This is a genomic window from Acidobacteriaceae bacterium, from assembly GCA_035944135.1.
Classification (GTDB): Bacteria; Acidobacteriota; Terriglobia; order Terriglobales; family Acidobacteriaceae; genus Granulicella.
Genome location: DASZBM010000001.1, coordinates 499,068 through 514,105 on the forward strand (window position 1 = coordinate 499,068; position 15,038 = coordinate 514,105).

At 60.9% G+C, this 15,038-nt stretch carries 12 protein-coding genes; 2 read left to right on the plus strand and 10 right to left on the minus strand.

Going from position 1 to position 15,038, the window contains the following annotated elements:
- Positions 1-45: 45 nt before the first annotated feature.
- Entirely contained in the window at positions 46-270 is a 225-nt protein-coding gene (locus VGU25_01895; protein ID HEV2575938.1) for a hypothetical protein, read from the plus strand.
- A 6-nt stretch (positions 271-276) separates the two neighbouring features.
- Here VGU25_01895 and VGU25_01900 read toward each other — a convergent pair whose 3' ends face one another.
- From VGU25_01900 to VGU25_01930, 7 genes are all read right to left on the minus strand, one after another.
- Positions 277-2,181, minus strand: coding sequence for an NHL repeat-containing protein (locus tag VGU25_01900; GenBank protein ID HEV2575939.1), 1,905 nt, complete (start codon positions 2,179-2,181; stop codon positions 277-279).
- Between the two features lie 31 nt (positions 2,182-2,212).
- Positions 2,213-3,868 (minus strand): exosortase J, encoded by a 1,656-nt coding sequence (xrtJ, locus tag VGU25_01905; GenBank protein ID HEV2575940.1) that lies wholly within the window; start codon positions 3,866-3,868, stop codon positions 2,213-2,215.
- Between the two features lie 64 nt (positions 3,869-3,932).
- Positions 3,933-4,988 (minus strand): glucokinase, encoded by a 1,056-nt coding sequence (gene glk, locus VGU25_01910; GenBank protein ID HEV2575941.1) that lies wholly within the window; start codon positions 4,986-4,988, stop codon positions 3,933-3,935.
- Positions 4,989-5,011: 23 nt separating this feature from the next.
- Positions 5,012-5,821, minus strand: a complete 810-nt coding sequence (gene pgl / locus VGU25_01915) for a 6-phosphogluconolactonase (protein HEV2575942.1) — start codon at positions 5,819-5,821, stop codon at positions 5,012-5,014.
- Positions 5,822-5,844: 23 nt separating this feature from the next.
- The gene (zwf, locus tag VGU25_01920; protein ID HEV2575943.1) at positions 5,845-7,401 is read right to left on the minus strand and encodes a glucose-6-phosphate dehydrogenase; all 1,557 of its coding nucleotides are present in this window, start codon (positions 7,399-7,401) and stop codon (positions 5,845-5,847) included.
- A gap of 39 nt (positions 7,402-7,440) precedes the next feature.
- A complete protein-coding gene (gene gnd, locus VGU25_01925) occupies positions 7,441-8,364 on the minus strand; it encodes a decarboxylating 6-phosphogluconate dehydrogenase (protein HEV2575944.1) in 924 nt (307 codons plus the stop codon).
- A gap of 107 nt (positions 8,365-8,471) precedes the next feature.
- Positions 8,472-9,335 carry an oxidoreductase gene (locus VGU25_01930; protein ID HEV2575945.1) on the minus strand — a complete coding sequence of 288 codons (864 nt, stop codon included), beginning with the start codon at positions 9,333-9,335 and terminating at the stop codon, positions 8,472-8,474.
- 145 nt (positions 9,336-9,480) lie between these two features.
- Here VGU25_01930 and VGU25_01935 point away from each other — a divergent pair, with 145 nt between their 5' ends.
- A complete protein-coding gene (locus VGU25_01935) occupies positions 9,481-10,062 on the plus strand; it encodes a YkgJ family cysteine cluster protein (GenBank protein ID HEV2575946.1) in 582 nt (193 codons plus the stop codon).
- Here VGU25_01935 and rpiA read toward each other — a convergent pair.
- The 3 genes from rpiA to VGU25_01950 form a co-directional block, all read right to left on the minus strand.
- A complete protein-coding gene (rpiA, locus tag VGU25_01940) occupies positions 10,052-10,744 on the minus strand; it encodes a ribose-5-phosphate isomerase RpiA (GenBank protein ID HEV2575947.1) in 693 nt (230 codons plus the stop codon). The genes VGU25_01935 and rpiA overlap by 11 nt on opposite strands.
- Before the next feature lie 99 nt (positions 10,745-10,843).
- Positions 10,844-12,859, minus strand: coding sequence for a transketolase (gene tkt / locus VGU25_01945; GenBank protein ID HEV2575948.1), 2,016 nt, complete (start codon positions 12,857-12,859; stop codon positions 10,844-10,846).
- Positions 12,860-13,006: 147 nt separating this feature from the next.
- Positions 13,007-14,989, minus strand: a complete 1,983-nt coding sequence (locus VGU25_01950; GenBank protein ID HEV2575949.1) for a DUF6600 domain-containing protein — start codon at positions 14,987-14,989, stop codon at positions 13,007-13,009.
- Positions 14,990-15,038 lie beyond the last annotated feature (49 nt).

Sequence of the window (15,038 nt, forward strand, 5' to 3'; positions counted from 1 at the left end):
ACACCCGCGCCCGATGCTTCCCGGCCTCAACTCACCCATGACGCTGTGGGCGACGAGACCAGATTGATTCGTCGGATGCAGATGATGATGAACATGGTCATGCAGGTGATCGCACAGGATGGAACGCTGACGATCGAAGACGCTTCGCAAATGATCGCGGATGCGCGCACGGCTGCGCTGGCGATGTTCCCGGGCAAGGAACTTGCCTATGACCTCATCTGGCGTCCGCGATTTCAGCGGCTTATGCGCGAGCGCTTTCGGCTGATGTGACCGGGCTTACGGTACGCGGACCGGACCAAGCATCGGAGTCTTGACTGGCGCAGCCAGACCGATGAACTCCGTCAGTGTGTTGCTGGCGTAGTTCGATACCCAGATGTTCCCCGCCGCATCGATTGCAATGGAATATGGTTCGAGAAGCTTTGCATCGGCTCCCCATCCCGCGCTGGGCGAGAGAAGTTGACCGGGGGTCGTGCTCGAGGCAGCGGCAAACTCGGCGAGCGTAGAGCCGCGCTCACTCGCCACCCATGCAGTGCCGTTGCCATCAACGGCGATTGCCCGTGGCGCATTCAGGGCACCCCCGGTGTATCCGGTTCCGGAGAGAACCATTCCGGCCGGAGAGACCAGGCCGACGCTGTTCGCATAGAAGTTCGCCGACCAGACATTGTCCGCGCTGTCGACGGCTACGCTGGCCGGTCCCTGCCCTACGACAAAATCTGTAGATGCAGATCCGTCCGCGATCACGCGTGTGATTGTGTTGCTTGACTGGTTCGCAACATAAGCATTGCACTTCGAGTCAGTAGCAATCGCCGAAGGAAATTCAAGACTCGCAGACGTATAACCTGCTGTCCCGGACAAGGCCGATCCGTTGCTGCTCAACAGGGTGATATGCGAATTGCCGTAATCGACGATCCAGGCGACTCCGCTCGTATCGAATGCGACGGCGATCGGGAAGTTCAGACCGCCGTTCACATACTGCCCGGAGGAGCTACCGCTATTGTTCAGCAGCGTCAGGGAGCCAAGTCCGTTATTTACGCTGCTCGCGCTTTCCTCATTTGCGATCCACGCCGTGTCGTTCACATCTACGGCACCGCCGTAGCTGTTCTGTAGGCCGTTCCCTGTGATGCCTTGGGGGAATATCGGAGTGCCAGCGTTTGAAAACAGGCTTGCGCTTCCAAAGTAATTCGCCACCCACACATTCCCCTGCGAATCGATCGAAAGCGAAGATGGCCCGTTCATGCCTCCTCCGCTGTAAGTTGCGAAGAGAGTCCAATCGCTCGGTGCCGCGCTCAGTGCGGGCGAGTACGAAGCCGATCCGCCAGTCAATCCGTAGATTGTCGCCACATTTGCCCCGGGCGATCTGGCGATGTTCATCGCCGCATCAAGAGTGTTCGTCGGAGCCCCGCCATTTCCCGAGGACGCCGCAAAAAGCTGCGTACACGCCGTGCTTGAGGAGCTACTCGCTACCACGCAACCATTCATGACGTTCGCGAGCGCGTTGATTTTCGTTGTGGGAGCCGTTCCCGATGCCGGAAAAGAAACGCCCGGAGTCTTGCCAGTTGCGGGATTCACCAGGTTCAACGCGGTCGCAGCACCGAGGCCCATCCCGCTGCTGTTGGTCGCCGTTGCTCCTATTTGTCCTCCGCTGCCCATGAACGGAGCGAGTGCCCACACGCTCGCGACCGTAGTGGCTTCGTCGATGACCACCCCTGCTCCACTCTTAACCGCAGAGCAGCTACCCAACACTGATGCCAGCGCTATCGCGCTGTTTGAGGAATCAAGACCGACAGCGGAACCTCCGCGCGCAACGAGATAGACGACCGAGTTGCTGTAAGGACATGTGGTGTTCCCTGTTGTAAATGCCCCTGTGGAGTCCGTCGTGATTGGGGCGTTTAATAGGGCTGTTGGAGCGGAGCCGTTGCCCGTTGCGCCCGCAGCATAAAGCTGCACACTTGCACCGGCAATCGGCAAATTTCCAGCGCGTACAACTCCCGCGAAGCCAGACAACGTGTAGTTTTTCGTCGGAGCGGGTTGCGTTGGACTCGTTACGTTTATGGCCTTACAACTGTTCGGCTCGCTCGATCCGCCGGAACCGCCCGTGCCTCCCGTGTTGGTCGCAGTGGATCCGCAGCCCGCAATGCCGAGCATCGCTGCACCCAGCAAACTGAGGATCGTAAGTCGCATCTGGCCCGTATTCCAGCGTGGGTAATGCTTCTCAGTGTTGGCGATACTGCTTCGTAAACGCAGCAAGATCGGCTCCGGAGAGAAATTGTGAGAGGCTCTGCGTAAGTTCCTTACGCGCCTGCGCTGTGCTGAGAGTTGCGTCTGGTGTTTCGGCGCGCAGCAGAATAGGAATTGGTCGCGCGGGATTTTGTGTCAGCAAATCGTGCGCGGCAGGACGGCTGTAGATCAGGCCAAAGCGGGTTCGATCCGTCGCTGTTTCACTGCAGACAGCACCGGTGCAGACTGTCGCTGCCTCAAGATATTGCGTCGCGCCATCATTGAAGAGTGATGCGCTGACTGGCACTATCCCGTCCGGAGTTAAGAGATTCAGCGGACCATGCCATATCCAGTTTTCTCCACGCGCAGCATGACAGATGAGGGTGTCATGCGCGCCGAGAGTCGGCGAAACTCCGATGGCCACTACCGGGTTTCCGCTGCCTTGGATGTACTCCGCCCAATGAAAGAGTATGGGGCCTGTCATAAGGGACTCGTTCCACTCGCGCTGGAGCTTGTACGTTCCTACTTGCTGCGGAAACACACCCGTCCCGCGCACGAACGCAGAGGATGAACTTGCCGGCCGCAACATCGCTCGCGCGTAGCTCACGCTGCCCATCGTGATCAGCAGCATGAACGCTCCGCAACGGAATATCAGCGACGGCACGCGAGAGATCGGAGCAACGAATGGATTTGAATGGGCAAGCCGTGGCAGCCGAAGGTTGCACTGCGGGCTCCAGCGCGAAAGAGCAGCGAACAGCAGCAGCGTCGCACTGAAGAACAGACACGCTCCCAGGATGTAATCGCCCATCGCCGCATGATCTTGCAGCCAGGGAAACCGCAGCGCCAATACGTAGTAGAAGACAAGGCCGCAAAGGCGCACGAAGTTGAATACATACGCCAGGAGAACTGCTGCCAGGGTCAGAAGCGCCCACTGACACGCGCGGAGGCGATACAAATACCCGGCGATCAGCGCGATGAATCCCATCGCGACCGCGCCGCGAATGCCATTGCATCCGGGCGCGATGAACATGCCGAACTTCGGCGTGAACATCAGGCTGAGCTGATCTGGAGTGAGCGCCTGACCAAGTGCATGCGCGAAGCTGCGCGCGACCATTGCCGACACGTGCTGCAGCGGCAGGTCGATATACCTGTTGAACACGTGCGGGACCGGATTGACGAACCACATCAGCGCTACCGGGAACCAGGCGGCGCGCAGCAAACTCACGCCGCCAAACAGCAGCACGAACCCGGCAGTGTATGCCACCGCCACGAGCGAGTGCGGCGGAAGAACAATAGTCCACGATGGCGACAGCACCAGCTCAATGACCGCCTGGTCGCGCACATGCACCATTGCGATCGTCGCGGCGAGAACGGCGAGTCCCCACCAGCTCCCTCGCAGCGTCCATCCAAGCGACCGCCACACGCGCAGAATCAGGATGATGCTGACGATCGGAATGAGTGCACCGATCGACTTCAGCGGATCGTTCATCCACATGGCCCACAACGCGCTGCAGGTCGACCTGATGGCAAACAGGCCGAGGACGCCCAATGCGACCGAGAGTGCCACTGCAGTAGTGATCCGCAGACGGTCTGACGCTTGCTCTTCGCGGACCTGTGGCTCCGCAGAGGCTGTCAGAGGTGCTGTGGACATGCATAGATTCTACCGCCCATGCAGCCGTACGCGAGCCGTCGTTCTCAGCGGGACGATTGCGATTTCAGGCGCCGTGCACAGATGCCTGCCGTTCCGAGTGCCCGGAGAGTTCCGAAGCACGAGCCTCCGCGTACGCCGCCGCGCCCAGCAACGCGCACGTGTCATCCAGAATCACGCGCACCGGAATCGTATCGAGCAGCGGTGACATCCGGCCCTTATCCAGAAACGCGTGCATGAACCCGCCATTTGACAGGAACTTGAGGATCTTCGGCGCGATTCCACCGCCGAGATAGATGCCGCCTAACGCCAGCAATTTCAGCGCAAGGTTCCCCGCCTCGGCGCCATACGCTGATGCGACGAGTTCGATCGTGCGAACGCAGATCTCGCTCGATCCGTCGTCCGCACAGGAGCCGATAACAGCGTTCGGGTCTTCATTGCTCATGCGGTCGCGGAGCCACGCCGGCTCGTCCATCTTCTGATCATCGCGGAGAAACTCGTAGACATTCTGCATCCCGATACCGGAGACCACACGCTCCGTGCTGACGCGGCCGTTCAGCTTTCGACGCAGATAGTTCAGCAGCGAAATCTCGGTTTCGTTGCGCGCTGCAAAGTCACCGTGACCACCCTCTGAAGGAATCGGCAGGTGCCGCCGCAGAATGGGATCCCAGATCAACAGGCATTCGCCCAATCCTGTCCCCGCCGCAATCAGGCCGCGATGTCCAACCGAACTCGCGTCACCTGCATGCAACGTAAATATCTTGTCGTGTGCGACTTCGGTGATGCCGTAGCCGTTCGCTTCCAGATCATTAATCAGGAAGATGTGCTGAATACCAAGCGATCGCTGCAGGTCGCGAGCATCAAGCGTCCAGGGCAGGTTCGTGAGCTTCAGTCGTCCGTCGCGCACTGGTCCTGGACAGCCAAAACACGACGCTATGATCTGATCGCGCACATCCGGCCGTCCGCTCTTCTCGGGCGAAAGAAATGTCTTCACCACGTCATCGAGGCACGCGAACTCGGCTGCCGGAAACTTCTCGTCACGCACCGGCGACAGCTTGCCCGCGACGAAGTTGTACAGCGCCAGATGAACCTTGGTCCCACCGACATCCCCAGCCAGAATCATGCGCTCTCAACTCTCCTGCACTGCTAAATCTCCAGCGTGCCAACTCGATAGCCCTTCGACTCAGCGACCTCAGCGGCCGGCGGCAGCTTCGCCGCCGCGTCCTGATCCAGCAGAAAGAGCAGCTTACCATTCGATGGTCGAATCAGTTGAGACGGGAGCCTCTCGGGATCGCGAGGCCCAGTGAGAACCTCGGCGAGAACATCCGTTTTCCCCGAGCCTTCCACCTGAAACGCGACCTCAGCGGCCTGGTTGATGACCGGCCAGGTCAGCGTAATCCTCCACGTCTCTTTCTGTGGCACATGGTTCGCCACCACCAGGCGGCCGATCTCATTGAGCGCTTCCGTGTGCGGGAAGAGCGAAGCCGTGTGCCCATCCGGCCCCATGCCGAGCACAACGAGATCAAACGCGGGCGACTCAGCGCCCTCAAGCCGCATCACGTTGCGCAACGTGCTCTCGTAGCGGGATGCCGCCTCTTCCGGGTCGAGCTCGCCCTCCATGCGGAAGACGTTCGCCTCGGGGATCGGCACCTTCTTCAGCAGCATCTCGCGGCAGACGCCATAATTTGACTCTGGATGATCTGGCGGAACGCACCGCTCGTCTACCCAGAACAGCTGCAGTTTGTCCCACGGCACTGTCGCCAAAAACGGCTGCGCCGGATCAGCCAGCAATTTGAAGGTAGATTGTGGCGTCGAGCCACCGGAGATTGCGATTCTCGCGACCCCGCGGGAAGCAACCGCCTGCTCTACTCTGGTCGCAAACAGATGTGCCGAGGCCAGCGCCATCGCGGCGGCCGATGGCCACACCTGGTAAGTGACGGTTACAGGACGAGGCATGATTCTCCCAATCGTTCGATGGCCTACCTTGAGTGCCAGGATTTTCCGTCACGCGCCAGCAGATCATCGGCGCACTTCGGTCCCCAACTGCCCGCGGCATAGTTCGGAAAGTCCTTCGGAGGTTTCGCTTTCCACGCTTCAAGAATGGGAGTCATCAAGGCCCAGGTTGCCTCTACGCCATTACGGTGAGCAAAGAGCGTTCCATCACCAAGCATCGCGTCGAGTAGTAATCGCTCGTAACCTGTCGCCGAACTCTTTCCAAACGCCTCCGCATAGCTGAAGTTCATCTTCACACTCTTTACGTTGGTCGTCGGCCCTGGGACCTTCGCGCCGATCTCAAGGGAAATGCCCTCATCGGGTTGAATCCGAATCTTGAGCACGTTCGGACACAATTGACTGTTCCGATTATTGTTCGTCTTGAACAGGTGCAACGGCGCCTTCTTGAAGGTGACCGTCACCTCAGTCACGCGCGTCTTCAACCGTTTGCCGGCACGAATGTAAAACGGCACACCAGCCCAGCGCCAGTTCTCGATGTTCAACTTCAACGCGGCAAACGTCTCGGTAGTCGACTGTGGATCGACGCGGTCCTCCTGCCGATAACCAATGACAGCCTGACCATCGATCGTTCCCGGACCATACTGCCCCCGCACCGTGTTCTCCGCGGGAATCGGATCAATCGCACGCCACACCTTCAGCTTTTCGGTTCGGACCGCGCCCGACTCGAAGCTATCCGGCGGCTCCATCGCAACGAAGCTCAGCACCTCCATCACGTGATTCTGCAATACATCGCGCAGCGCGCCGGCCTTCTCATAGAACGGCCCGCGACCTTCAATGCCGATCGACTCGGCCGCTGTAATCTCGACGTAATCGATATAGTTCCGATTCCATACCGGCTCAAAGATGCCGTTTCCAAACCGGAAGACGAGAATGTTCTGCACCGTCTCCTTGCCGAGATAGTGATCGATGCGGAATATCTGATTCTCGCCGAGCACCTGGTTCAGTTCGTCATTCAGCTTGCGAGCGCTCTCCAGATCCGTTCCGAACGGCTTCTCGATGATGACATTGATCCACTGTCCCTTCTCCTTGGGCTTCGTCATATCGTGCTTCGCAAGCCGCTGCGCGATATCAGCGAAGTACTCGGGCGCCACGGCCAGATAAAAGAGCCGGTTTCCCTTCGTACCGTACTGCTTGTCGATATCGGCGAGAAACGCCTTGAGCTTCTCGAACCCTTCATCGTTATCGAAGTCGGTCGCAAAGTACTTCACGCGATCGACGAACGGCTTCAGTCCGGAGTCACCGCGGTCCACTCCGCCGCCCTTCAGAATGCCATCCTGCATGTCGCTCGCGAAGGTCGCCGAGAGATCGCGACGCGCCACACCCACAACGGCAAATTCCTTCGGCAGCAGATGCTGCTGCTCCAGGTGAAAGAGCGACGGCAGCAACTTGCGCTTGGTCAAATCGCCCGATGCGCCAAAGATCACGACGATGCACGGCTCCGGAATTCGCTCGCCCTTCAACCCACCCTCGAGCACCTCGCGCTCATTCAGCGACTGCCCCACATCCTCAACCATCGTGGCCATAATGCCCTCTCTTTCTCCGTGCCGCAACGGCAGCCGATTCTACTTCTCGCCCGCAGAGACCTTCTTCACCGCGTGCCCGCCAAACTCGTTGCGCATCACAGCCAGCATGCGGTCGGTAAAGTTGTTCTCCTCACGCGAGCGCAGGCGGCGAATCAGCGCATCCGTGATCACCGGCGCCGACACATTCAGGTCGATCGCCTCGAACACCGTCCAGCGCCCCTCTCCGGAATCCGGAACGTAAGCCTCGAGGCCTTCGAGCGTCGGGTTCTTCTTGAGCGCATCCGCTGTGAGGTCCAGCAGCCACGAACGCACCACCGAACCATAACGCCAGATCTCCGAAATCTGCACCAGGTCCAGATGCAGCGGCTGCTTCGCACGCATGATCGAGAAGCCCTCGGCATACGCCTGCATGATGCCGTACTCGATACCGTTGTGCACCATCTTGACGAAATGCCCCGCACCCGCCGGGCCTACGCGCCCCCAGCCTTCATGCTCCGCCGGCGCCAGCGCCTCGAAGATCGGGGTCAGGTGATCGACGGTATCCTCATCTCCGCCGATCATCATCGAGTAGCCCTCGGTGATGCCCCAGATGCCGCCCGACGTACCCACATCTACAAACTCAAACCCTTCCTTCTTCAGCTCATCATGACGCCGCTGCGAGTCCTTGTAGTTCGAGTTGCCGCCATCAATAAAGATGTCGCCCTTCTTCATCAGCGGCTTAAGCTTCGCAATCGTCTGATCCACCGGGTCGCCCGCCGGCACCATGATCCAGATTGCGCGCGGCGAGTCCGTCAGATTCTTCACCAGGTCTTCGAGCGAGCTCACGCCCTTCGAGCCGGAATCGGTGAGTCGTTTGACCGCGTCCGGCGAGAAGTCGAACCCGACAATCGTGTGGCCTGCTTTGCGAAGACGCTCCGCCATGTTGCCGCCCATCTTGCCGAGTCCGATCAATCCAAGTTGCATAAAGGTCCTTCCTCATCGCCGGTTATCGCCCGGTGTCTTCGCGTTGAATACGCCTCTTAGAGAGTAATCCCAAACACGGTCAAGGGGAAAAATGACGCCCGTTCCACTCACGCGTCCGGAAAATCCGCACCTTCGGTTGTTGTCTGCCAGCGGTCCAACTCCGCATTCCATTCCTGGAGCCGCTTGCGAAAACGCGATAGCGCTATCTTGCCCAGCAGCAGATGCTTGGGTGGATTCGGGTCGCTCACCGCGGTCACGATCGCTTCGACAGCGCGCTGCGGATCACCCGGCTGTTTGCCCGCCTGGCTGCGGAAGTACTCCCGCGTTTTACCGACCGTCGGCTCGTAATCAGAGATGTGTTGCTTCGCCTCCACGGCCGACCGGCCGAGGAAGTCCGTGCGGAACGGCCCCGGTTCTACGACCATCACATTCACCCCCAGCGGCTCGAGCTCAGCTGCGAGTGCTTCCGAAAGGCCCTCCACCGCGAACTTCGTCGCGTTGTAATAACCCCATCCTGCCCCTCCGATGAGTCCGCCTATTGAAGAAAAATTCACAATCGTTCCCGACCTGCGCTCACGAAATTGCGGCAGCAGCGCCTTCGTCACATTGATCAGCCCGAAGACATTCGTGTTGAACATCGGCATGTACTCCGCCGCCGTGACCTCTTCCACCGCGCCGGCGACGCCGTAGCCTGCGTTGTTCACCAGCACGTCGATGTGTCCCACGCGCGCTATCGCATCCGCTACCGCCTGATCAATGCTGTGTTGGTCGGTAACATCAAGCTGCAGCGTAATGATTTCTCCGGGGTGCCGAAGCATCATCTCCTGCAGGCTCTCTACATTCCTCGCAGTGGCAACTACCTTCGCTCCAATCGAGGCAAGGTATTCCGTCATCAGCCGGCCGAAGCCGCTCGAAGCGCCCGTAATGAACCAGCGCTTGTCCTTCTGTGCGATGTCCAGTGAAGTGCTCATACTTCATCGGACGCGAACAAGCCTATTGACGATGCAGGGTCCCGCCCACTTGTCCGAAAATCAGTTCGACATCGCCGCAAATCTCTGCGCAGCCTCTGTCGTGCCGCCATGAGTCTCGAAGCCCGATACACTTGTTCTCACCGCGGTGAACGAACTCTTTCCCATCATCGACGCCGCGCTTGACGCCGCGGCTCTGCGCTCCGGTCCGCATCTGGCTTGCCGCCCCGGCTGCCACCAGTGCTGCATCGGTGTATTCGCGATCACGCCGCTCGACGCCGCGGCACTCGGTCAGGCGCTCGCAGCCGCACCTCCTGATCTCGCCCAGCGCATCCGCGCGCGTGCCCTGGCGTCACGCGATCGTCTTCTCGCGGAAGGCTTCCCAGGCGACCCGCAAACCGGGATCCTCTTCACTGAGCCGCATCACGAACATGCGTTCGAAGACTTCGCCAACGACGAGCCCTGCCCTGTGCTCGACCCCGTCACCGGGACCTGCGATCTCTACTCCGCGCGCCCCGTGCAGTGCCGCACCTTTGGTCCACCGGTGCGCGACGAGGATGACCATCTCACAGTTTGCGAGCTCTGCTTCACCAACGCCTCAACCGAAGAAGTCGCCCTCTGCGAAATGGATCAGAGCTGGCGTCCGCTCGAAGACGATCTCATCGCGCGCGCCGAAGCAGACCCGGCCAACGCCGGCCCGACGCTGATCGCCTTCGCGCTTACGCGGTAAGCTCACGCACGCCGCCTTCGCCTGCGACCAGCGCTCTCTCCGCCATACCCAAAAACAATCCGTGCTCCACCACGCCGACGATCGACCGTATCTCCGCCGCAGTCTCCTCAGGGTCTTCAATCACACCCGCCGCGCAGTCGAGAATCCAGTTGTTCTCGTCCGTCAGCACCGGGCCCGAACTATCCTTCTTCATCCGCAGCTTTGGATTCAGCCCAAGTTCAGCCAACCGCGGTTCCACCAGCGGCCGCGCCATCTTAATGATCTCCACCGGCAGAGGAAACTTACCCAGTTTCGGGACGATCTTCGACTCATCCACCACGCAGACAAATCTATCCGCCGCACTCGCGACAATCTTCTCGCGCAGCAGCGCTGCGCCTCCGCCCTTGATCAGATACAACCCCGCACCCGGAACCACAGCCACTTCGTCCGCGCCATCGACATAAAGATCAAGCTCCGGCAGTTCCTCCAGCGTGACGACTTCCATGCCGAGCGACCGGCCCAGCTCCGTACTCGAATCACTCGACGCCACGCAGCGAATCTTCAGGCCGTGCCGCACGCGCTCTCCCAACGCCTTGATGAACATCACCGAGGTCGACCCGGTTCCCAAACCGACGCGCATGCCGTTTTCCACCAGCTCTGCCGCGCGTTTGCCTACAAGCGCCTTTGCTTCATCCTGCGTCATTCCACCATGTTGCCACGAGCCGCTAACTCGTTACTCATGACGCAAAAGAAAAAGGACTGGGCTCACCCAGTCCTCTTTCTTGCCTTGAACCGTTACTGCTTACTTCTTCACCAGCTTCTTCGCAGCCTCGACCACGTGCCCCGAGGAGATCCCGAGCTTCTCCAGCGCAACTTCGCCCTTGGCCGACGCGCCGAAGCGGTCAATACCAATCGCGATGCCATCGCGGCCGATGTACTTGTACCAGCCCAACGTCGCGCCGGCTTCGATCGAGATCTTCGGCACACCGTGCGGGAAGAGCGACATCTTGTAGTCCTCGCTCTGCTCCTCGAAGATCTTCCAGCTCGGCATCGAAATCACGGTCGCGTTAATGCCCGAGCCCTTCAGCTCGTTCGCGGCCTTAAGCGCAACCTCGACCTCCGATCCCGTCGCCACGATGATCAGGTCCTTGCCGAACTCCTCGAGCACGTACGCTCCCTTGCGGCAGCCCTCGAATACCTTGTACTTGTTCAGGTCGAGCACCAAAATATCCTGGCGCGTCAGCGCCATGAAGCTCGCCGACTTGCGCTCCACCATCAGGCCCCAGCACGCCGAGGTCTCATTCGCATCTGCCGGTCGGAAGTCCGTCAGCTGCGGAACCGCGCGCAGCGCCATCAGGTGCTCAATCGGCTGATGCGTCGGCCCATCCTCACCCAATCCCACCGAGTCGTGCGTGAAGATGTACAGCGAATGCGACGACATCAGCGCACCCATGCGCAGCGCCGACTTGCAGTAGTCCGAGAACGTGAAGAACGTCGACCCGAACGGCAGCAGACCACCGTGACACGCAATGCCGTTCACCGCAGCCATCATGCCGAACTCGCGCACGCCAAAAAACACGTTGCGCCCCTTCGGGTCAAGATGGAAGTTGTTCGAGTCCTTGAAGATCGTCTTTGTCGAGCTCGTGAGGTCAGCCGCGCCGCCAAACAGCTCCGGCAGCACCTTGCCGAGATTGTTCAGCGCCACCTGTCCGGCGTTGCGTGTCGCAATCTTCTTCTCGGTCGTGAAGGTCGGCAGTGCCTTCTCCCAATCCTTCGGCAGCTCCATTGCCGTCGTGCGGTCGTACTGCGCCGCGAGCTCCGGAAAATCCTTCTTATAGGCGTCATACCGCTCGTGCCAGTCGGCAACGGCCTTCTTGCCCTTCTCGACAGCCTGCCGCCAGTTGTTCAGCGCGGCGTCAGGAACAACGAAGCTCTTGTCCGGATCGAACCCGAAGAACCTCTTCGTCTCCTTTGTTCCTTCCGGCCCTAAAGCCTCACCGTGAACAGCCTTCGTTCCCGCCTTCGGCGCACCGTATCCAATGATCGTGCGCACGCGAATCAGCGACGGCTTTGTCCGCTCCATCTTCGCGGCTTCAATCGCACGATTCAGCTCCTCGAGATCATTGCCATCGGAGACAAACTGCACGTGCCAGTCATAAGCATGGAAGCGCTCCGTAACGTCCTCGGTGTAGCTCAGGTCCGTCGGCCCATCCAGCGAGATCAGGTTGTCGTCGTACAGCACAATCAACTTGCCAAGCTGCAGCGTCCCTGCCAGCGACGCGGCCTCGTGGCTGATGCCCTCCATCAAATCGCCATCGCCACACAGCACATACGTGTAGTGGTCAACGATCTTGTACTGATCGTTGTTATAGACCCCACCCATGTGCTTCTCAGCCATCGCCAGCCCAACGGCCATCGCAAAGCCCTGCCCCAGCGGTCCGGTCGTCACCTCGACACCTGGCGCCTCGCCGTACTCCGGGTGCCCCGGCGTGTGCGATCCCCACTGCCGGAACTGCTTCAACTGCTCGAGCGGCAGATCATAACCCGTCAGGTACAGCACGCCGTACAACAACGCCGAAGCGTGTCCATTCGAGAGGACGAAGCGGTCACGGTCCGACCACTTCGGCTCCGTCGGGTTGTACTTCATGAACTTGTGGTACAGCAAATACGCAATCGGCGCACATCCCAGCGGCGCTCCTGGGTGCCCGCTATTGGCCGCCTGCACCTGATCGACTGCGAGCATGCGCAGTGTGTTAATCGAAAGCTGATCGAGCTCGGTCTGATTGCGAGCCTCAGGAGTAGCTGTCTTTTCGGTCATTCTGTCCTCAGGAAGGGAAAAGTTCGCAGGCACGGCTGCGCGGGGGATCGGCGAAATCAAGCGTCCGACACTTTTTCCAGTGTACTAGGCTTCCCCCGCGCACCGCATCAACGCCCCTTCACCGGGCCAAAAGCTCGTTCGATCTCCTCAGTGCTTGCGGTTGTCCTGCCGCGGCTGTTCCGGAGAGTTGCTGTGCTGCTGCAGCGGCGGGGGCGCAGCCGCCGGATGCGGCGCAGCTTCGCGCGTCTCCGGCTCACCCACCGGCCGGTTCTCCCGCAGGTTGTCCAGTTGCTGCGGGGTGAGCGGCCGCCCTGGATCTGTGCTCTGGATGGCCTGCCGCTGCTGCTCGAAGCTCGGCCGCGCCGGCGGTGGCACGGAACGGTTGTAGAGCTGCTCACTGCCGGTCGGGATCTGCCCGCGCGGCGGTGGCGCAACCGTGGGGACAGGGAGCCGCTGCGTCCCTCGCGCCGGGTTCGGAGGACGCACCGCTCCCTGGATGTTCATCCCGCTCTGCTGGCTCGCCGGTTGGGTCGGATGTGCAGCGTCAGGTAACGGCTGCCCGCCCTGCACCTGGAAGCCGCGCCGCTCGATCGGCGCCGGTTGTACTTGCGGCTGCGTCCCTGCAGTCTGTGCGGCACGCTGTTGCTGGTTCCCAATCGCAGCATCCTCATGCGTCGTCAGCGTCGGCCGGTTCAGCCGCGGAGGCAACGCTCGCGCCGTCGCTGGCGCCACCATCGTCCGCTCCGGCGAAACCATCGGGTGCGGAAGCACCGGCGCCGCCGCGATCTGCTGCTCTGGCAGATGCAGCATGGCCTGCCGCACCGGCTTGCCCGAGGCCAGGCTCTCCTGCGGCACCTCCACCGTTCCCGCTGCGCGGTTCGCGAACTCCCGCTGCGGCCCCAGCGCATTCGCAAACATCTCCCGGTTCGACGTGTTGTACACCGTCCGCACCTGGTCGACGTTCCGGTTGTACAGACCGCTCACGTTCACGCGGTTCTGATACAGCGTGCTCGAGTGATACCAGGGCGCGTAAGGCTCCTTCGGTCCCAGCGGGAACCACGCCGAAACGCCGTTCCCCGCATGCACGAAAACCACCAGCGCCGGCGCATACACCGGATGCACTACCGGCGGTCCCGGAATCCATCCCCACCGTCCGCCGAAGATCGCCCACCGTCCGTAATGAAACGGCGCAAAGCCCCACGCTTCAGCCTCGATCCACGTCCATCCCCACGGCGCAACCCACGTCCATCGTCCGTAACAGTATGGTTGCCACCCCTCCGGCACACCCGCCGGGAACCACACGTTGCCGTAGTCTGCCTGCGGAAGCCAGATTCCATACTGGTACAAATCCGCGGCGCCCACGGTGTCCATGTTCAGATAGCTCTGCTCAGCCGACTCACCACTCTGATACGCCTGATCCCTCTGCTTCGAAAAATCATCCAGCGCGTCCGTGCTGCGCGCCTGCAGCCACTGCACCGAAACCGCACTGAATCCCGAAAACCTTGCCGCCTGTCCGGCCCCCAGTGTCTGCTGCAGGCCATTGCCATCCACCTGCACCACGCCCGACAGCACCCTCACGTCCGTAAACTGACCCACCGGATCCACATTCACTCGCACATCGCCCGCCGCCAACACCGTCAGCGCGACGTTCGGCGTGTCCAGCTCAATCGTCCCATCCGGATCCAGCGCGTATGAGATCAGGTGCAGGCTGCCCTGCCCCAGCCCGAACTGCGCCAGCGTGTCCGTCATCGCAGTCACCGTCAGGTCGGTAGTCCCTCCCATGCGGGCCACCAGCAGTCCCGCCTGCAGCTCCGCCAGCGAATCCCCGCCCGTCCACACACGGTCACCCGTGGTCAGCGGAGCATTCACCTCCGCCGGGCTGAACTGATCCACGCTTGCGGGCTCGACCGACACAGTTCCCTGCGCCACGCTCAGCCGCACCACCCGCGACGGCGGATCGCTCGCCGGGACCGCCGGCGCCTGCTCAACTTGCGCGCTGTCCTGCGGCGGATACCCCTGGCTCCCGTCGGGCGGCTGCTGCGCACGTAGCGCAGCTCCAACCGCTAACCCGAGCAACGCCACTATCGCGGAACTCCTGAAGGCCCGTGCGTTCCATCTCGTGCGTCTCATAGTCGTCCTCCCACCCGCGCGGTGTGGCGCTTGAAGTGTAACCCCGCGC